Origin of the sequence: Curvibacter sp. AEP1-3, assembly GCF_002163715.1 — a bacterium.
Taxonomy (GTDB): Bacteria; Pseudomonadota; Gammaproteobacteria; order Burkholderiales; family Burkholderiaceae_C; genus Allorhodoferax.
Window position 1 is genome coordinate 4242792 of sequence record NZ_CP015698.1, and the last position, 18104, is coordinate 4260895.

Annotated in this window: 14 protein-coding genes; 6 read left to right on the forward strand and 8 right to left on the reverse strand. The window is 59.6% G+C overall.

The window, feature by feature from the left end:
- Nucleotides 1-132: 132 nt before the first annotated feature.
- Both AEP_RS19870 and AEP_RS19875 read left to right on the forward strand, forming a co-directional pair.
- Nucleotides 133-924, forward strand: coding sequence for a substrate-binding periplasmic protein (locus AEP_RS19870; protein WP_087496995.1), 792 nt, complete (start codon nucleotides 133-135; stop codon nucleotides 922-924).
- A 52-nt stretch (nucleotides 925-976) separates the two neighbouring features.
- Nucleotides 977-2203, forward strand: coding sequence for a YihY family inner membrane protein (locus tag AEP_RS19875; protein WP_087497449.1), 1227 nt, complete (start codon nucleotides 977-979; stop codon nucleotides 2201-2203).
- Nucleotides 2204-2577: 374 nt separating this feature from the next.
- Here the strand turns inward: AEP_RS19875 and AEP_RS20810 are convergent, their stop codons facing one another.
- From AEP_RS20810 to AEP_RS19900, 4 genes are all read right to left on the reverse strand, one after another.
- Complete coding sequence (locus AEP_RS20810) at nucleotides 2578-5871, reverse strand: DUF6701 domain-containing protein (protein WP_157673237.1); 3294 nt, start codon at nucleotides 5869-5871, stop codon at nucleotides 2578-2580.
- 645 nt (nucleotides 5872-6516) lie between these two features.
- Nucleotides 6517-6843 (reverse strand): Mpo1-like protein, encoded by a 327-nt coding sequence (locus AEP_RS19890; RefSeq protein ID WP_087496998.1) that lies wholly within the window; start codon nucleotides 6841-6843, stop codon nucleotides 6517-6519.
- A gap of 67 nt (nucleotides 6844-6910) precedes the next feature.
- Nucleotides 6911-7732 (reverse strand): alpha/beta fold hydrolase, encoded by an 822-nt coding sequence (locus AEP_RS19895; RefSeq protein WP_087496999.1) that lies wholly within the window; start codon nucleotides 7730-7732, stop codon nucleotides 6911-6913.
- Nucleotides 7733-7819: 87 nt separating this feature from the next.
- Entirely contained in the window at nucleotides 7820-9133 is a 1314-nt protein-coding gene (locus tag AEP_RS19900; RefSeq protein WP_087497000.1) for an O-acetylhomoserine aminocarboxypropyltransferase, read from the reverse strand.
- Nucleotides 9134-9237: 104 nt separating this feature from the next.
- Here AEP_RS19900 and AEP_RS19905 point away from each other — a divergent pair, with 104 nt between their 5' ends.
- Nucleotides 9238-9705, forward strand: coding sequence for a CBS domain-containing protein (locus tag AEP_RS19905; RefSeq protein ID WP_087497001.1), 468 nt, complete (start codon nucleotides 9238-9240; stop codon nucleotides 9703-9705).
- Nucleotides 9706-9790: 85 nt separating this feature from the next.
- Here the strand turns inward: AEP_RS19905 and AEP_RS19910 are convergent, their stop codons facing one another.
- Nucleotides 9791-11008 carry a polyhydroxyalkanoate depolymerase gene (locus AEP_RS19910; protein ID WP_087497002.1) on the reverse strand — a complete coding sequence of 406 codons (1218 nt, stop codon included), beginning with the start codon at nucleotides 11006-11008 and terminating at the stop codon, nucleotides 9791-9793.
- 144 nt (nucleotides 11009-11152) lie between these two features.
- Between AEP_RS19910 and AEP_RS19915 the strand changes: the two genes are divergently transcribed.
- Nucleotides 11153-11809, forward strand: coding sequence for a glutathione S-transferase (locus AEP_RS19915; RefSeq protein ID WP_087497450.1), 657 nt, complete (start codon nucleotides 11153-11155; stop codon nucleotides 11807-11809).
- A gap of 19 nt (nucleotides 11810-11828) precedes the next feature.
- On the opposite strand, the gene AEP_RS19920 is transcribed toward AEP_RS19915, so the two are convergent.
- Nucleotides 11829-12266, reverse strand: coding sequence for a cupin domain-containing protein (locus tag AEP_RS19920; RefSeq protein WP_087497003.1), 438 nt, complete (start codon nucleotides 12264-12266; stop codon nucleotides 11829-11831).
- Nucleotides 12267-12386: 120 nt separating this feature from the next.
- Between AEP_RS19920 and aroC the strand changes: the two genes are divergently transcribed.
- Both aroC and AEP_RS19930 read left to right on the forward strand, forming a co-directional pair.
- Nucleotides 12387-13481, forward strand: coding sequence for a chorismate synthase (gene aroC, locus AEP_RS19925; protein ID WP_087497004.1), 1095 nt, complete (start codon nucleotides 12387-12389; stop codon nucleotides 13479-13481).
- On the forward strand, nucleotides 13478-14686 hold the full coding sequence (locus AEP_RS19930) for an MFS transporter (protein WP_335583058.1): 1209 nt from the start codon (nucleotides 13478-13480) through the stop codon (nucleotides 14684-14686). Before aroC ends, AEP_RS19930 begins: the two co-directional genes overlap by 4 nt.
- Here the strand turns inward: AEP_RS19930 and AEP_RS19935 are convergent.
- Both AEP_RS19935 and AEP_RS19940 read right to left on the reverse strand, forming a co-directional pair.
- On the reverse strand, nucleotides 14673-17129 hold the full coding sequence (locus tag AEP_RS19935; RefSeq protein ID WP_087497006.1) for an EAL domain-containing protein: 2457 nt from the start codon (nucleotides 17127-17129) through the stop codon (nucleotides 14673-14675). The two genes, AEP_RS19930 and AEP_RS19935, sit on opposite strands and share 14 nt — an antisense overlap.
- Complete coding sequence (locus AEP_RS19940; protein ID WP_087497007.1) at nucleotides 17129-18049, reverse strand: PhnD/SsuA/transferrin family substrate-binding protein; 921 nt, start codon at nucleotides 18047-18049, stop codon at nucleotides 17129-17131. Before AEP_RS19940 ends, AEP_RS19935 begins: the two co-directional genes overlap by 1 nt.
- Nucleotides 18050-18104: the final 55 nt, after the last annotated feature.

Genomic DNA, 18104 nt, shown 5'->3' on the forward strand with positions numbered 1-18104 from the left:
GTAGCTTAAGCCAAACGGCTGAATGGGTCTGAATAGGGGGCTTGATCTAAGCTTTCCCGCGGATTGCCCTATTGCCAAGGCCGTCCTGCGCGATTACTGTGCGATGTGTCCCCAGTGGGACAAAGGGATTACATGATCTGGCGAAAAGTCGCACAAGGCTTGCTGGCGGTCTGGTTGGTGACGTGCAGTTTCTTGGCACAGTCCCAGTGCACCCGCATGGTGGTGACCTCAGACCCCGCTTATCCGCCTCTGCATTGGTATGACGGCGAAACGCTGCAAGGCGCCAGCATCGAGATCGCCAAGCGCGTCCTTGGCGATCTGAAGATCGACTTTGAGATCCGCAGCGTGGGCCCCTTTCCGAGGGTGATGGCGCTGGCCGAGCGTGGCGAGGTGGACATGGTGGTCACCTTGAAAAAAACGCCCGAGCGCGAAGCCTTTTTGCTCTACCCCAAAACCATTGCGCTCCAAAACCCGGTGGCCGCATTCACCTCCAAGGACCTGCCGTTGGTCTACCGCGACAAGGCGGACCTGATCGGCATGCGGGGTGCCATGGCCCGTGGGAATGTGTTTGGCAACGGCTTGGACGAATACATCAAAGAGAAGCTCAACGTGCAAGAGGTCAACCGGCCCGATGCCAGCTTCAGCCTGATGTTGCTGGGGCGGGCGGACTACTTCATTACCGGCTACTACACCGGCATGGCCCTGATCCTCAAGCGCGGGGATGAGGCCAACTTCGTGGCCAAAGAACCATTCCTGGTGGACACCCCCAATTACCTCGCCCTGACCCGCAACGGCAAGTGCGCCGATAAGCTCGAGCAGATCGATGCGCGCTTGGCTATCCTGAAAAAAACCGGGGTGCTGGATGAGATTCTTCGGGCCAGCTTCCTGCGCTGGAAGAACCATCCGGTGATGGTAGAGCGCTGAGGCTTACAGCCCGACACACCGGCTGCATTGCGGCGGTGGCATGATGCGGGCCATGCAAGCCAAACCCCTTTTGACTTCCTGGTTGCGGGACATTGCCAGTATCCCCTGGCGGGACGCTGCCATCACCTTGCGCGAGCGCTTCCGCGAAGACCGCCTGGGTCTCACTGCCAGCAGCCTGACCTTTACCACCACCATCGCACTGGTGCCCCTCATTACCGTGGCGCTGGCGGTGTTTACCGCCTTCCCGATGTTTGCCAAGTTTCAGGACGTGCTGCAGAAGTGGCTGATCGAGAGCTTGGTGCCCGACAACATCGCCCGCCAAGTGCTGGGCTACTTGAACCAGTTTGCCGGCAAGGCCAGCCGCCTCGGCGTGGCCGGCCTGACCATCCTTTTAGGCACTGCGCTGGCGCTGATCTTCACCATAGACCGCACGCTCAACAGTATCTGGCGCGTGAAGAAGCGCAGGCCCTTCGGGCAGCGGGTGCTCATCTACTGGGGCGCAGTGACCCTGGGGCCTTTGTTGCTGGGGGCTAGCTTGTCTATCACTTCATATGCCATCACCGCGTCCAAAGGCGTTGTGGGTGGCTTGCCCGGCGGGCTGACCCTGTTACTCGACAGCTTGCAGTTCGTGCTGGTGGCAGCTGGCACGGCGGCCATGTTTCATTACGTGCCCAACACCCATGTGCGCTGGGGCCATGCCTGGATGGGGGGCCTGTTCGTGTCTACCGGCATGGAGCTGGCGCGCAAGGGGTTGGCGCTGTACCTTAGCAAGGTGCCTACCTACTCGGCGGTATACGGTGCCTTCGCCACCGTGCCGATTTTGCTGATCTGGATCTATATCGCCTGGGTCATTGTGCTGTTGGGTGCCGCGCTCACCGCCTACCTGCCCAGCCTGTTGGCGGGTGTGCCGCGCCGCAAACTGGGCCATGGCTGGCAGTTTCTGCTGGCGCTGGAAGTGCTGCACATGCTCGATGCTGCCAAAGGCGCCGAGGACCGCGGGCAGACCTTGTCGACCCTGCGCCTGGCCCTGCAAGTGGATTCACAACGCCTGGAGCCGGTGCTGCAAACCCTGCAGGAGCTGGATTGGGTAGGCCAATTGCAAGAGACCAATGGCCGCGATGGACAGGCCCGCTACGTGCTGCTGGCCGATTTGAATCAAACCGTGCTGGAACCCTTGATGCAGCGCCTGCTGCTGGCCCCCGAGCCCATTACCGCCAATTTATGGAAAATCGGCCGCTGGCGCACTACTACTGTGCGCGAGGCGCTACAAAAAGAGTAGCAATTTGGTGTTATGTGGCACGTTCTCGTTTTTTGCCTTGTATCTCTGGTTCTTGGCAGTGTGGAGCTAGAGGCTTAGGCTGAATGGTCAATGCCTGCTTTACAGCGGGGGCGGCCATACGTTTCCAACTTTGACGTGCTGGAAGTCGACGCAATAAAGCCATTTTTTTTTCGGCTTTGGAGCACCGAATTTGCAGCGCAATAGGAGTTAAGTTTGTATTGGGATTCGTCGGCACCGCGCACTTGCCTATCGGACGGTCCGCCGATTTGCCTGCTCCAGACCTGTCATTCGCATGTAGGAATCGAAGACAACTTTGTTTCTAGCAATTCATTACTGTATTAACCCGCAAAGGTAACGCGATCTACTGCCGCATCTCAATAGTTTTCTCGGCTGTAGATCAGAGGGCTTTTGTAAATACCGAAAAATGCTCTTGCGGTCGGATTTGCTGGCGAGCCCCCCAACCATGGAAATTTGAGCCAATCGGGAACACTCAGGGTGATGTCGACAAATCCACTGTTTCCGCTGCCGGGCCTGCTCAACACTAAGCCACCATTGCCGGAAACCCAGGTTCCAAGACCGGAACTGGTGCCGTTGATGCTTGCGACAGTCTCGCCGGCCGACAGATTGCCTGTTCCAAAGGTCAGCCCGCTGGCGGCAGTCGGCACTGGCACGGTGGTGCAACTGTCGCCAGTGTTTTTGACAAAGTAGCCTGAAGTGTCTCGGTACTCCGTAGTGGCAACAACTGGTAGCGCCAGCAGTTCTGACCCGTAGGCGTTTTGCAGTCTCAGCCGCCCGTAGCGAAGGGGCGTGGAAGCTGCCACCTGTGAAGCCGTCATCGTGACATTGTCCGAATCCACAGGCGCAGCCAGCACCATAACGGCTGTATCGGTTGCCAAACCAGTCAGTGTCGTGGGTCGACTCACCTGGTGCCTCGCGTTGACTGAAGCTGATCCAGCACTCCAAGTCCCCGTGGGTGCAGTCGCACTGGCCGCCAGTGCTGAGCCAGACGGCAGACCTGGAGCCGTAAAGCGAAAGTTGCTCCAAGTGGTGAGCCCCAGTTTCGCAAAGCTGCCTGTGTAGTTCCGCGTCGTGGTATTGCCCACATTGCGCGCAGTCAGGGTGAAGGTAGTGGCAAAACCATCCTGTCCAAAGTAGCTGAACACATTGCTGCACGCTGGGGTGGCGACTCCCTGTGTCACCGCAAAATGGTCCGGGAAAAAGCGCCCGATGTTACCGGTCGTTGTGCCTGTTACATTGCCCGCGCCGAGGTAGTTACCATCGGTGAGACTGGGTGTGAGGGTGATGATGCCCACCTCGTTCCAGGACAGTGTGGAGACCGTGGCGCTACCCGTTCCGCCAAAGCTCCCTCCTGCAATTTCGCCATTGGTGAGTGCAGAATTTGTTCCCCCAGCGGGAGCCACTAAGTTGGCCGTAAGCGTCACCCCCTCGGGTACCGTCTCTCGGCCAAAATTGGGTGTGGCCACGCCGCCGGAAGTCACGGCCGACACCGTGGCAGTAAAGGCTTCCCCAGCTTTGACAAACTGGTTGCCTGCCGCGTCTGCGGCTGCCGGATTTGTCAGCTGTGGACTTGCGGTCCGCTTGATGCTGCTGGCACTGACCGTAAAGCCGCCCGGCTTGACGATAAATGCGTTGGAACTGGCCGCGAGTGCACTTAAAAGGTCACCACCAGCTGCCTTGCTTGCCCACAAAGTCACTTGCCCGGTATCAGCGTAGTTGAAGCTAAAGGGTGCGCTTCCATTGGCATCAAAGGTCATATTCACCAACGTTGAAGAACTGACGCCCGCGTTGGGATTGCTCGCAATGGGATTGCTGCTAGCCGCAGTAGTTTTATTGCCCGTCAAACTCATCAAACTACCAGTCGAACAGGTAGTGGGATTGTTGCATTGTGCGGCCCAACTCACGCTTTGCGTTCCACTCAGTGCAGCCTCGCAGGCCTTTGTGGTGGTGTTGGTTCTGACTGCGCGCAGGTAGGTGGTGCCACTTGTAGTGCCCGCCGTTTGGGTCGGTAGGGTAGCCGATGCACCCGTAGCAGCATTTGCAAAGATGAATCCCGCTGTATTAAACGTGACCGCACAGTTATTGGTGGTTGAGCAGGTATTGCCAGTGCAGCAGGTTCGCGGGTTGGCCCCCGGAACGGATTCGCCCGATAGAGTGAGGATGGCGATGTCTCCATCGGCTGCATTGGGATGGCTTAGCGTTGTTGTAGTGATGCCACCAGAGCTGAGCGTCAGCGCATTAGATGCCAGCGCTCCCGCGCTCGTGGCGAGGTTTACGGTAGGCATAGATGGAGTGGCGAGGGCATTTGTGCATGGATTTGAATTGTCGGCACATGCGATAACCTTTACCGCGCTCGCCAGGCAAGCAACATTGCTGCTCGGGACGCTGACCTCGTAATGGTCCGGGAAGAATGTTTGTAACCGGACGTTGTCAATCCATGATCCCAAAGAATTATCGGAAGCGCTAGGCTCGCAGAACTCGATGCGATCGTTTCCCGTTGCGGTCAGTTCCGAGACCGTGATCGTTTGCCAGGCAGAAGTAGGTGCAGCGGTGGTGCTGTACCTCTGCACGCCATTCCATTTGACGATCAAACCCTCCTGGGTAGAGGTTCGAGCGCGGTAGTCCACCTTAAGCGTATAGGCGGTTCCAGGGGACGTCGCGACGTTTTGCCATAGGCAATCGACGTTATTGGAATAACCATCGATTTCCACGAACACAGTACCACGTGATGCGGGCGTCACGGTCGTGCCCTCCCATGTTTCCATGCCGGTACCGTTCATGTTCCATCCGCACACACCGTTGCGCATATTGACGGTGCCGCCGTTAACTGCTCCAAAATTCTGAATAATGGTGGTTGCGCACAACTGCTCGAAGTCCGGGTTGGCAATCAGGTTGCCATTCTGAGGGACACAGGTGCAGGGGGTATAGGTCAGTTGAACTTTGCCGTTGCCGCCAGTGCCCGCGTTCGAGCCGTTGAAGTCCGATGCGCCGCCGCCACCGCCGCCCGGCTGCGAGCCGTTTGAGCCGTTGCTTGCGGTGGATGAGCCGGCCCCGCCAGCACCTTCGCCCGTGCCATTTGCGCCGCCTGCACTAGCGCTGGCGTTACCTCCGGCAGTGCAGATACCCGAGCTGGTCGGCGATCCTCCCCCGCCGCCCCCCGGCTTGTCGTTGCCATTCTGCCCTGTACCGCCCGGACAGCCCGGAAACTTGGTCGTACCAGTGCTTGCGGCGGTGGTTCCGCCGGTCCCAGCGGCAGCGGTCGACGTACCACTACCACCCGCCGCAACAACGGTAGAAGTTCCAAAACTCGAACTGCCGCCATTGGTTTCTACAACGCCGCCCGCTCCTACGGTATATGAATAAGTTGTGCCTGGTACCACGGTCACCACTGCTCTGGCATATGCACCTGCCCCACCACCACCGCCGCCGTTGTTGCCGCCAGGGTCTCCGCCACCTCCGCCAGCGCCCCAAGCTTCGACGGTAATCGAGGTCACGCCAGCAGGGGCAGTCCAGGTACGGGTTCCGGTTGCAGTGAATACTTCAGTCACAGCCCAGACATTGGGAGTTGCCGCGACCAGCAAGGCTGTCAATGCCGCGACGATGATGGTGTGTGCTCGCATAGGGGGGATAAACCACGGTTTTGTGTTCATCTTTTCCTCCTTGGCGTGGATGACGGAGCCGAAACCGAATACGAAAAATAAGAGAAAGACCGAAATGTACTCAATCTATCCAAGTTCAATCTCATCGTTGCCTTCCGCAAGTCGGCGCTGAGGACTCTGGGGGGCGGGTCACTTTTCTATTCTTCTTTGCTTGCGGTGAGTGCGTTCGACATATCCGAAGGTAACTTGCGTGCCAAACTTGGCGACATGTTGGAAGTGATAGTAATTAGCTGTGGCAATCCTTTGCGGTCAGAGGCTGCGATGGAACTAGCAGATCGCACATCTCTAGGACTGGGAACGCAACAAACCCGCAGGACTGGAAAAGCGCCTGACGGTCAACATGTTGGACTCCTGGGTACCACCCATTCCTGGCCGGCAGTTTGCGCCACAACTCGGTCGACCTACACTGCGGTTGCGAAGCGTAATTGGATGCCAGCTTTACGGCCACGAGTTTTGATCCGTTGGACTACCGGGTCAGCCAGCTATTGAAGGCTACCTTTGAAAAAGGAAAGTCAGCTTCCAGCCTAAAGCAACCCCAAAAATCTGCCAAAAAAAGACTGCTAGCGCCCATCGGATATGCGTCGAGAACTACTAAAAATATAGCAATATGTTCTCGCGCGTCGCAGCAAAGCGAGTTCAGAACTTGATCTTCCCCGTCCAGATATCTGCGTACATGCGCCAATCTCCCATCAGGCTGTAGAGCGGGCGCTTGAAGCTGGCGGGTTTGTTTTTCTCAAAGCCGAAGTGGCCCAGCCACGCAAAGCCGTAGCCGCACAGTAGCGCATACACAAAGTACTGCGGCTTGCCCGTGGCAATCAACATGCCCAGGCACACCAGGCTCAGGGTGGAGCCCACAAAGTGCAGGCGGCGGCAAGTGGTGTTGCTATGCTCACCCAGGTAGAACGGATAAAACTCGGCAAAGCTCTGGAAACTGCGTAGGTCCACGGATGTGTCGGTTGGCATGGGGGCTCCGTTGTCAATGCAGCCCTGATGCTCTACCGCGCCGGCCGGGCCGGCAAGAGGGTGCGCCCTAGGGTTTGCCCAAAAACTGTCGCAAGGCCGACAGAGTTTCCTCTGGCGCCTCGGTCATCTGGTGGTGGCCTACCGCGATCCGCACGGTCTCTGTGCGCACGCCTGCTGATTTGGCTGCTTGCACCAACGTCTGCGCGGCTTTGGGCGATGTCATCTGGTCCTGATCACCCAGCACAAACAGCACCGGGCATAGCACCTGTGCCATGGCCGCCTCGCCACCTGCGTAGCTGTCGCAAGCCTTGAAGCCGCGGTGGAACACGTTGACCGTTGTGTTACTGGCCAGCACCCGCCGGCCCAGTGCCATGCTGGCGCCATAGACCCAGGTGCCCGGGCCCAGCGCTGAGGGGGGCGCTGCCAGCGTGCTCCGCGAAAACACGTTGATCATGGTGAGCGCCTTCATCGGCTCATGGAGTGAAGTTTCCAGCAGGGCAGGGGATACCTTCATCGGGTAGGCAGTGCCCACCAGCACCAGGTGGGTGGCGAGTGCGCCTAGTCGGCTGGCTGCCTCCAGCGCAATCAGTGAGCCCCAGCTGTGGCCCACCAGAGCGGCTTTTTCGACACCAGCCGCATCCAGCAGGGCCACGATGAAGGCGGCGGCTTGCTCTACCGTCTCAGGTGCTTCGCCGCCGCTGCGGCAGTGGCCGGGCAGGTCGACCGCCAGCACGTTGTAGCCGTGGTGGGCGAGGTAGCGGCTTTGCAAAATCCAGACACTGTGGTCATTGAGCACACCGTGGATGAAGACCACCGTGGGCTTGGCCGCATCGAAAGGTTTGCCGCCGGTGTAGCAGTAGGCGTTGGCGCCGTTGACTAGTAGTTGCATGTGGCCTCCTGCCGGGCCGCCCCAAAGGAGGCCAGCACCCCCATGGGGGGCAGCGAATACACGAAGTGATGAGCGTGGGGGCACATATCACGCACCTGCCTTTTCTGCGGCTTTGAGCGCGCGTTTGAGGTCGTCAATCAGGTCGTCCGGGTCTTCCAGCCCGATGGACAGGCGGATGGTGCCCTGCGTGATGCCACCCGCGGCCAGCGCCTCATCGCCCATGCGGAAGTGAGTGGTGCTGGCCGGGTGAATGACCAGGCTGCGGCAGTCGCCCACATTGGCCAGGTGGCTGAAGACCTTGAGGGTTTCAATGAACTTTTTGCCTTGCTCGCGGTTGCCCTTGAGGTCGAAGCTGAACACCGAGCCTGCGCCTTTGGGCAGCAGCTTTTGCGCCAGTTGGTGGCTGGAATGGCTCTCCAGCAGCGGGTGGCCGACGCGGCTCACAAAGGGCTGACTGGCCAGGAACTGCACCACCTTTTCGGTGTTGCTGATGTGGCGGGCCATGCGCAGGCTCAGGGTCTCTATGCCTTGCAGGATCAGCCAGGCGCTGTGCGGGCTCATGCAAGCGCCGAAGTCGCGCAGGCCTTCGCGCCGAGCGCGCAGCAAGAAGGCACCCACGGTGCTTTCCTCGCTGAAGTTCATGTGGTGAAAGCCCTCGTAGGGCGCGGCCAGCTCGGCGAATTTGCCGCTCGCTTCAAACGCGCGCGCCCAGTCAAAGCTGCCACCGTCCACCACCACGCCGCCAATCACGGTGCCATGTCCGCTCAAGAATTTGGTGGCCGAGTGGTACACCAGATCGGCCCCCTGGGTAAACGGCTGTACCAGCCAGGGCGAGGTGAGGGTGGAGTCCACCAGTAGCGGCACACCTGCCTCGTGGGCAATTTGCGAAATGGTGGGCGTGTCCAGCACATCCAGGCCGGGGTTGCCCACGGTTTCCCCGAAAAACAGGCGGGTGTTAGGCCGCACCGCAGCCCGCCAGGCATCAACATCGCCGGGCTTCACAAAGGTGGTTTCAATGCCGAAGCGGGACAAGGTGTAGTGCAGCAGGTTGTGCGAACCGCCATACAAGGCGCTGGACGACACAATGTGCCCGCCCGCGCCCATGAGGGTGGCAATGGCCAGGTGCAGAGCGGCTTGGCCGCTGGCGGTGGTGATGGCGCCTATACCGCCCTCCAGCGCGGCGATCCGTTGCTCGAGCACTGCATTGGTGGGGTTGCTGATGCGGCTGTACACATGGCCCGCGCGCTCCAGGTTGAAGAGGGACTGCGCATGCTCGCTGGACTCGAACACAAACGAGGTGCTCAGGTGGATGGGCACGGCGCGAGCGCCGGTCGTGGGGTCCGGTGCGGCACCTGCGTGAAGCGCTAGGGTGTCGAAGCCGGGGTCTGCGTAACCAGCCATGGGAGTCTCCAGTGATGAAACCTTGATGAAACCGCGATGAAACCCGCGCATTGTGGGCTATATTTGCCATACAAATTCAACCCCAGTGTCACGAGGAAGTCCCCATGAAAGTCAGCGATATCCTGCGCGTAAAAGGCGGAACGCTTTACACGACCACGCCGGAGGACTCTCTGGCCGATGCGGCCCAGCTGATGGCGGAGAAAGACATCGGCTCATTGGTCGTGATGTCACATGGCTTGGTAGTGGGCATGTTGACTTTTCGCGAAGTGATCCAAGCCGCTGTCAAAAACGGGGGCACTTTCGGCACCACCAGCGTGTACCGCGCCATGGACCCCGGCCCGCTGACCTGTACCCTGGAAACCGAGATGGATGAAGTGCGCCGCATGATGCTTGAGCGCCACGCCCGCTACATGCCGGTCATCGATAACCGCATGCTGCAAGGCGTGATCAGCTTCTACGACGTGGCCCGCGCCGTGGTGGACAGCCAGAATTTCGAAAACAAGATGCTCAAGGCCTACATCCGCGACTGGCCCGAGGGCGAGGCTGAAAAGCCGGAAGCTGAGAACACATAAGACCTCGCCGCCGGGCCGCCCCAAGGCGAGCTAGCCCCCTCGGGGGGCAGCGACCCGCTCAGCGGCGGAGCGTGAGGGCAAGCCCCTAGCCTTCGCTGGCGTGAATCATCTCCCGCACCCGCGGGTAGATTTGCTGGTTCCATTTGCGACCACTGAACACACCATAGTGCCCCACACCGGTCTGCACGTGGTGTGTTTTTTTATAGGGGCGTATGCTGCTGCACAGGTCTTGCGCAGCTACGGTCTGCCCCACTGCACAGATGTCGTCCCGTTCGCCCTCCACGGTCATCAAGGCGGTGCGTCGGATGGCCGCCGGGTTGACCAGCCTGCCGCGGTAGCTGAGCTTGCCCAGCGGTAAGTCGTAGGTCTGGAAGACCTTTTCCACGGTCTCAAGGTAGAACTCGGCGGGCAGGTCGTTGACGGCCAGGTACTCGTCATAAAACACGCGGATCACATTGGCCTTTTCCACATCGCCGTTCACCAGGTGCTGGTACAGGTCTTTGAACGACTGCTTGTGCCGCTCCGGATTCATGCTCATGAAGGCGCTGAGCTGCACAAAGCCGGGATACACGCGGCGCATATAGCCCTTGTGGGGTAGAGGCACGTGGCTGATGAGGTTCTTCTCAAACCAGTCAATCGGCTTGCTCACCGCCAGCTTGTTCACCTCGGTGGGGTTCACCCGGCAGTCCACCGGGCCGGCCATCAGCGTGAGGCTACGGGGCTGGGCCGGGTCATCGTCTTCGGCCATCAGGGCAGTTGCGGCTAGTGCCGCCACACATGGCTGGCATACCGCCACCAGATGGGTGCCAGGGCCTATGGTCTGGGTGAATGTGATCATGTGGTCGATGTAATCGTCCAGCCCGAACGGGCCGTGGCGCAACGACACATCGCGGGCGTTGTGCCAGTCGGTGATGTACACATCGTGGTGCTGCAGCAGGGTGCGGGCGGTTTCACGCAGCAGGGTGGCAAAGTGGCCTGACAGGGGTGCTACCAGCAGCACTTTGGGCTGGGGTTCCGCCAGAGCCGCAGTTTTGCGGAAGTGCAGCAGGCTGCCGAAGGGCAGGCTCAAGACCGTTTCTTCTTCAATCGGGTAGACCTCGTCATCCACCGTCACCGAGTGAATACCGTAGTCCGGCCGCGAGTGCGTCAGGCGCATGCGGGAGATCACTTCCATACCGGCCGACATTTTTCGTAGCCAACTGCCCTCGGTCTGGTTCATCCACAGCATGGCGCTCATGCTCTGAGCCATGAGGCGCAAGGGGGAGCTCAGGTCGGTTTGGTTCTGGTAGGCCTGGTACAGCATGGGAGTCCTGTCTTGGTGCGGCAAAAGCCTTGTGTTTACCCCTAGGCAATTTGCGCGCCAAGACCGCGGGTCAGACTATGGCTGCCGTGCTTGGCACAACCCTTGCACGGCATGGGGTACACCGACAACCCCGAAAGCAGCACCATGGCCAAAGCGATTCTTACCATCAGCAGCAAAAACTACGGTGCCTGGGCCCTGCGCGGGTGGTTGATGGCCAAGCTGGCGGGGTTGGATTTCTCGGAAAAAGTGATTTCCCCGGACGACCCGGCCATGCGCGCCGAAATGCTGCTCCTCTCCAGCAGCATGCTGGTGCCTTCTTTGCAGCATAACGGCGTGACGGTGTGGGACACCCTCGGCATTGGCGAATACCTGAACGAAGTCAAACCCAAGGCAGGCTTGTTGCCCGCCGATATCAAGGCGCGTGCCCATTGCCGCGCGGTCAGCGGCGAAATGCATTCCGGCTTTGCCTCCATGCGCGGTGCCTTGCCCATGAACATCAAGGCGCATTTCCCCAACTTCAAGGTCTGGTCCCGCGCGCAGGCCGACATTGACCGGGTGCTGGCCATCTGGAAAGAATGCCTAGAAAACTACGGCGGACCTTACCTCTTTGGCAAGCAGCCTTGCATTGCGGATGCCATGTATGCGCCTGTGGTCACCCGCTTCATGACCTATGACGTCAAGCTGGACAAACAGGCTGCCGCGTATTGCAAGCTGATGATGGCATTGCCTGCGATGCAAGAGTGGGTGGAAGCCGCCCGGGCGGAGCCGGACGAGATTGACGAGTTGGATGCGGAGTTTTAAGGCTCCGCATCTCGCAGCTTCAGGCTGCTTTTTGTTCCGGCCACGGGGTGGGCGCAGGAATCTCGCAGACCGGCTCCACATCAATCGACTTGAAGTCCGCCGGGGACACGATTTCCAGGTACTCCATGTCGGGAGAGTAGTCGAACAGGTAGTGGCGGATGCCGGGGCGCTGGTGAATCACATCGCCGGCTTGCACTAGGGTTTCTTTGTCTTCATACATGAAGCGCGCCCAGCCTTTGGTCATGATGACGATTTGAAAGTCCGCCTCATGCCGGTGCCAGCCGGTGCCTTTTTCTGGTGCCATATTGGCTTTGACCAGGTGCGCAATCACTTTTCCGTGCGTGGCTTCGGCGATGCCCAGATCCCGGTACAGGAAAAAATCACGCAGGCCCCCGGACACAAATTGCGTGTCTTCAGGTTTGACATGGGAGAACTTGGTTGCAGTGCGGTCTAGCATGGCTCACTCCTGGTTCAAAAAAGCGGTGAAACACTGAAATGGTGCACTGCAGCACGATGCATAAACTGTTCCAGCCCGGTTACCGGGTCCGGCAGTCGCGTCAGGGATAATCGGAGCACTATGAGCGGCAATACCTTCGGACACACATTCACGGTCACCAACTTTGGTGAATCCCACGGCCCGGCTATCGGCTGCATCATTGACGGCTGCCCCCCGGGCATGGAGCTCTCAGAAGCTGACATCCAGATCGATTTGGACCGCCGCCGCCCCGGCACCAGCCGCCATGTGACCCAGCGCAATGAACCGGACGCGGTGCAGATCCTGAGCGGTGTTTATCAAGGCAAAACGACCGGCACCCCGATTGCGCTGCTCATCCAGAATACCGACCAACGCAGCAAAGACTACGGCAACATCCTCGACACCTTCCGCCCCGGCCACGCGGACTATGCCTACTTCCAGAAATACGGCATCCGCGATCCGCGCGGCGGTGGCCGTTCCAGCGCCCGCCTGACGGCGCCCATGGTGGCAGCAGGTGCTGTGGCCAAGAAATGGCTCAAAGAAAAATATGGCACCGAATTTCGTGGCTGCATGACCCAAGTGGGTGAGTTGCCTATCGCGTTCGAGTCGTGGGATCACGTGCCCAACAACCCTTTTTTCGCCCCCGTGGCCGATGTGCAGGCTCTTGAGGACTACATGGACGCCCTGCGCAAAGCCGGCGACTCCTGTGGCGCCCGTATCCGCGTGACCGCGAGCAATGTGCCGGTCGGCTTGGGTGAACCTTTGTTTGACAAGATGGACGCCGACATCGGCTACGCCATGATGGGCATCAATGCCGTCAAGGGCGTGGAAATTGGCGCCGGCTTCGCCAGTGTGGCCCAGCGCGGAACCACCCATGGCGACTCCCTGACTCCTGATGGCTTTGCCTCCAATAACGCCGGTGGCGTGTTGGGCGGCATTACCACCGGGCAGGACTTGGAGGTGAGCATTGCCATCAAGCCCACCAGCTCCATCATCACGCCACGCGCCTCGATTGACTCCCAAGGCAATCCCACCGAAGTCGTGACCAAAGGCCGCCACGACCCCTGCGTCGGCATTCGCGCCACCCCCATTGCCGAGGCCATGTTGGCATTGGTAGTGATGGACCACGCACTGCGCCACCGCGCCCAATGCGGCGATGTGGTGCCTACGTTGACGCCCATTCCAGGCAGCGTTTGAGCGATACGCCGACGCAGGCCGCCGCACCGGGCATGCGGCAGGTCTTGCCCTTTGCCGCGCTTTCCGCCGTTTACTGCGCGCATGGCGCTCTGATGAACCCGTTTTTGCCACTGTGGTTGAAGAGCTTGGGCCTGAGCCTGGTGACCATCAGTGTGCTCACTTCCATTCAAGCCGCGACCCGCATGTTTGCCCCTTATGCCTGGGGAGCGCTGAGTGACCGCACTGGCGAGCGCGCCCGCTTAATGCAATGGGGCGCAGGCTTGGCCCTGATTGCGTCTGGCGGCCTGTGGTGGAACGGCGGCTTCTGGTGGTTAGGCTTGGTGTTGCTGATCGTCTACCTGCAAACCAGCGGCATGATGCCCATGACTGAGGCAACAGTGGCTCATGTGGTAAGCCGGGGTGGGGTGTTTGACACCAAGCTCTACGGCCGGGTGCGCTTGTGGGGTTCGCTGGGCTTCATGTTGGCTGTGATGGCCGCAGGTGCTTGGTATGAGCATGTGGGCATGGCCAGCTTTCCGCTCATTGTGTCTTTGAGTCTGGCAGCTTTGCTGGTGTTTGCATTCCGCATGCCGGATGTTAAAGAGCAGCACGCGGCATCGCGCTCAACGTCGGCCCCCATCCTTCCGGTGTTGGCCCAGCCAGTGGTACGTTGGTTTTTTGCCTCGGTGTTTTTTCACATTCTTTCCCACATGGGCATCTACAGCTTCTTCTCGCTGTATCTGGATTCCTTGGGCTATTCCAAAACCATGATCGGGGTGCTGTGGGCGGTATCGGTCACGGTCGAGATCGGCTGGTTTTTTACCCAGAGTCGTTGGATGCCGCGGCTGAGCCTGAGTGGATGGTTGGTTTTGTGTGCCGGCGTGATGGCATTGCGCATGGGAGTTACTGCGTCCATGGCCTCGGTACTCTGGCTGCTGGCAGTCATGCAGGCGCTGCACGCGCTCACATTTGCGGCGCATCACAGTGCTTGCATCGCCTTGGTGTCGCACCACTTTCCCGGCAGCTTACGCGGGCGTGGGCAAGCGCTGTACACCGTCATCGGCTATGGCGTGCCGGGCGTGATCGGTGGTCTGGTGGGCGGACAGCTCAGCGCCCGATGGGGGCTTCAGAGTGTTTTCTGGGCTACTGCGGTGATGGCCGTGTGCGCGATGGGGTGTGCCATCCGCGTGTGGCGCCTCAATCACCGGGTTGCTACACCTGCGTGATCGTTTCGGCTGGTTGTAGCGGTCTCAAAAAGTCCGCCAGAGAAGTTTCGAATCGTTCCGCAGGCACCGGTCTGCTGAACAGGTAGCCCTGGTATGCATGGCAGCCATGCCGTGCCAGATACTGCATTTGCTCCACCGTTTCCACGCCCTCGGCGATCACGCTCAGGCCCATGCTGTTTGCCAGCGCGACGATCATGTTGGCAATCGCAGCGTCATTGGTGTCTACCAGTACATCCCGCACGAAGCTCTGGTCGATTTTGAGCACATCCAACGGCAGGCGCTTGAGGTAGGTAAGGGATGAATATCCGGTACCGAAATCATCCATGGCAAAGCCCACGCCATGGTGCTGAAGCTCCTCCATGCGCACAATCACATCATCGACGTTGGCAATCAACATGCTCTCGGTAATCTCGATCTTGAGGCCGCTGGCTTGCGCGCCATGCCGCGAAAGCGCATCCAGCACCTGTTCCACAAAGTCATGCTGGTGGAACTGCTTGGCACTCACATTGACTGCGATCGTCATGTGGGCAAAGGCCGGTTGGGAGGCCCACAAAGCCAATTGCTTGCAAGCCGTGTTCAGCACCCAGTTACCGATAGGAACAATCATTCCGCAGTCTTCTGCCACGGCAATGAACTCGCCGGGCATCACGAGACCCCGCGTGGGGTGCTGCCAGCGGATCAAGGCCTCGGCACCGGTAACGCGCACGTCTTCGGAGATCTGGGGCTGCAGGTAGAGCACAAACTGTTCTTCTTCCAAGGCGGTGCGCAGAGCAGCTTCCAGGTCCGCACGCAGGGTCACCGCGGCTTGTGTTTTGGGGTCAAACAAACGCGAGGTGTTCCGTCCTGCAGCCTTGGCCTGGTACATCGCAAGGTCTGCCCGCTTGAGGGGCTCATCCAAGGATTCCTGATGCTTGCCGAACACCGTGATGCCCACACTGGGTGTGCTGCTGCGGGTCAGAGTGCCGAGGTCATAAGGCTGGTTCAGGGCCTGCATGACTTTGCCTGCCACAGCCTCCGCTTGTGTCGAAGCCTCGGCCACGTCTTTGCTCAAGCCTTCAAGCATCACCACAAATTCGTCGCCGCCCAAGCGTGCCACAGTGTCAGCTTCCCGCACACAGGATTGCAGGCGGTTGGCCACTTGCTGCAACAGGATGTCGCCCTGGTGGTGCCCCAGTGTGTCGTTAAGCGTCTTGAAGTCGTCCAGATCCACAAACAGCAGGGCGCCCAAGTGGCCTGTGCTCAAGGCTGCGTGCATGGCAGTTTCCAGGCGACCCATGAGCATGCGCCGGTTGGGCAACATGGTCAGCGAGTCAAAGTACACCAGTGTTTTGATTTCGTTCTCAGCGGCTTTGCGCGCACTGAAGTCGGACAGATTGGCCACATAGTGGGTAACGTCTCCGCTTTCGGACCGCACTGCCGTGATGGTGGTCCATGCAGGGTAGGTTTCTCCGTTCTTGCGGCGGTCCCAGACCTCGCCTTGCCAACTCCCGTTGGAGCGGATGCTCTCGTTCATGACCTCGTAGAACTCCTGGGTCTGAATCCCGGAGCCCATGAGGTCCCGTGGTGCCTTGCCGATCGCTTCTTCCGGCAGGTAACCGGTTACCCGCTGGAACGCTGAGTTCACCTGCAGGATCCGCCAATCGGCGTCGCACACAAACATGACATCGTTGGACTCAAAAGCAGTGGCTGCAATCCGCAGTGCATCCCGGGATTGCACCAGTTCCTGCTCGCGTTGCTGCAAGGTGTCCAGCATGGCGTTGAATTCCTGCGCGAGCCGGGCCGCCTCGTCGCTGCCCTTGATGTCGACGCGCCGGCCTGTATCGCCGGCTTGCACCGCGTCAGCCACCTTGCTGATGGCGTTCAGGCGGCGGGTGAAATACAGGCCCGTGATCGATGCGAACAGACCAATCAGTGCAATGCTGCTGGCCAGGTACCAAAGCCCGCTTTGGAGCATGCGCTCGACCTGTGTGTTGAACTGGGTGCGCCCCATCCCGATGCGCACCCAGCCGAGGTGTCTGGCGTCCAGCATGACCGGACTGACCAGATCCAGCAAAGTACTGGCGTCTTGCAAGGTTTGAGTGTTGGGCTCTTCCGGCAGGTCGTTCATGTATTGACCCAGACGCGCAGCGTCCGAATGGGCCAGGACCTGCCCACGCCTGTCCAGAACGATGACGTAGCGGATGTCCGGAAATGCGGCAGCACTGTCCACAATCTCTTGCAATCCGGACAGATCGCGGGATGCCACCCAGACACTGGAAGACAAAGCAATGCTCTCGGCCATGGTGGTGGCCTGCTCGGTTTGCCGGATTTTGACCTCGCTGTGTTGGCGTTGGGCCAACTCCCACATCAGCAACAGCATCATCAGCAGAACCACCAGCGCCATGCCCACCATGAGCTGGCGGCGCAGGCTTCCCAGAAGCAGTTGGCGTAGAGAGAGTCGCATCAGTTCAATTGGAGTTGTACCGGCCGCACGTTTTGCTCGAAAGTTTGCAGATAGGTTTGCACTACATCGTAGCTCTGGTTGTCCGCAGGATAGAAAGCTGCAGTCTCCAGATTCGCCAGTATGGCTGCGCCTTCAGGCACTTTTTTCAACCCGACCAGTAGTGCTTTGACTTGTTGGCGAACGGGCAGGGGCACCGATTCATGGGCCATTACCGAGTTGTTGATCAGGGGGGGCGTTTCCCAGATCTGCATCATCTGGGCAGCCTCGGCAGGGTGGTCTTTCTGGAACATGCGCCAAGGGGGTGGCCATGTCGCCGCAGCGGACGAAGTGCCGAGGTAGGCGTTCAAGATGGAAGACTCCTGAGAGCCTACGTAGGAGTTTTTCAGATCCCGCTGCACATCAACACCCTGCTTGTACAAAAAATACTGCGGCATGATGGCTGCCGCCAGTGCGGTCGGCGAGGGGTAACTGACTGTCTTGCCCTTCAGGTCTTGCGGCTGGCGTATGCCTGCATCCTTGCGCACAATGAAAATGCCCCTGAAGTCTTCGGCGTCGCCAGCCATGGCCAGCACTTGATAACCCCTCTGACGCGCGAGAAGGGTTTGCACCGGGTTGGGCAATAGGAATGCGGGCCCTGCTTCTCCGACTTTGGCCTCAAAAGCTCCGTAATCTCTGGAGGCCTCCACCTCCAGATGCGCATTGATCAGATGCGCGTTGAGGTAGTCAATCAAGGGTTGGTAAGTTTGCAGCAGCTTGTGCGGGCTATGCAGTGGGTGAACCGCAAACCGGTAGACCGGCACCGTGCCCTCACGGGCCCCCTGGCTATAGGTCAGAGCATGCTCCGGTTCCCCGGGTGAGCAGCCGGCCAGCAGCATCAGTGCCGCAGTGGCAATGATCAGGGCTTTGCAAAAGTTTGGCATCCGGACTCCCATCAGGGCCAATGTAGCGGTGCGTCAGCTTGTCGGATTGATATTG

What these genes read in the sequence shown, in the direction of transcription:
- AEP_RS19870 (WP_087496995.1), top strand. Translation starts at nt 133, where the DNA reads ATGATCTGGCGAAAAGTCGCACAAGGCTTGCTGGCGGTCTGGTTGGTG.
- AEP_RS19875 (WP_087497449.1), top strand. Translation starts at nt 977, where the DNA reads ATGCAAGCCAAACCCCTTTTGACTTCCTGGTTGCGGGACATTGCCAGT.
- AEP_RS20810 (WP_157673237.1), bottom strand. Translation starts at nt 5,871, where the DNA reads ATGAACACAAAACCGTGGTTTATCCCCCCTATGCGAGCACACACCATC.
- AEP_RS19890 (WP_087496998.1), bottom strand. Translation starts at nt 6,843, where the DNA reads ATGCCAACCGACACATCCGTGGACCTACGCAGTTTCCAGAGCTTTGCC.
- AEP_RS19895 (WP_087496999.1), bottom strand. Translation starts at nt 7,732, where the DNA reads ATGCAACTACTAGTCAACGGCGCCAACGCCTACTGCTACACCGGCGGC.
- AEP_RS19900 (WP_087497000.1), bottom strand. Translation starts at nt 9,133, where the DNA reads ATGGCTGGTTACGCAGACCCCGGCTTCGACACCCTAGCGCTTCACGCA.
- AEP_RS19905 (WP_087497001.1), top strand. Translation starts at nt 9,238, where the DNA reads ATGAAAGTCAGCGATATCCTGCGCGTAAAAGGCGGAACGCTTTACACG.
- AEP_RS19910 (WP_087497002.1), bottom strand. Translation starts at nt 11,008, where the DNA reads ATGCTGTACCAGGCCTACCAGAACCAAACCGACCTGAGCTCCCCCTTG.
- AEP_RS19915 (WP_087497450.1), top strand. Translation starts at nt 11,153, where the DNA reads ATGGCCAAAGCGATTCTTACCATCAGCAGCAAAAACTACGGTGCCTGG.
- AEP_RS19920 (WP_087497003.1), bottom strand. Translation starts at nt 12,266, where the DNA reads ATGCTAGACCGCACTGCAACCAAGTTCTCCCATGTCAAACCTGAAGAC.
- aroC (WP_087497004.1), top strand. Translation starts at nt 12,387, where the DNA reads ATGAGCGGCAATACCTTCGGACACACATTCACGGTCACCAACTTTGGT.
- AEP_RS19935 (WP_087497006.1), bottom strand. Translation starts at nt 17,129, where the DNA reads ATGCGACTCTCTCTACGCCAACTGCTTCTGGGAAGCCTGCGCCGCCAG.
- AEP_RS19940 (WP_087497007.1), bottom strand. Translation starts at nt 18,049, where the DNA reads ATGCCAAACTTTTGCAAAGCCCTGATCATTGCCACTGCGGCACTGATG.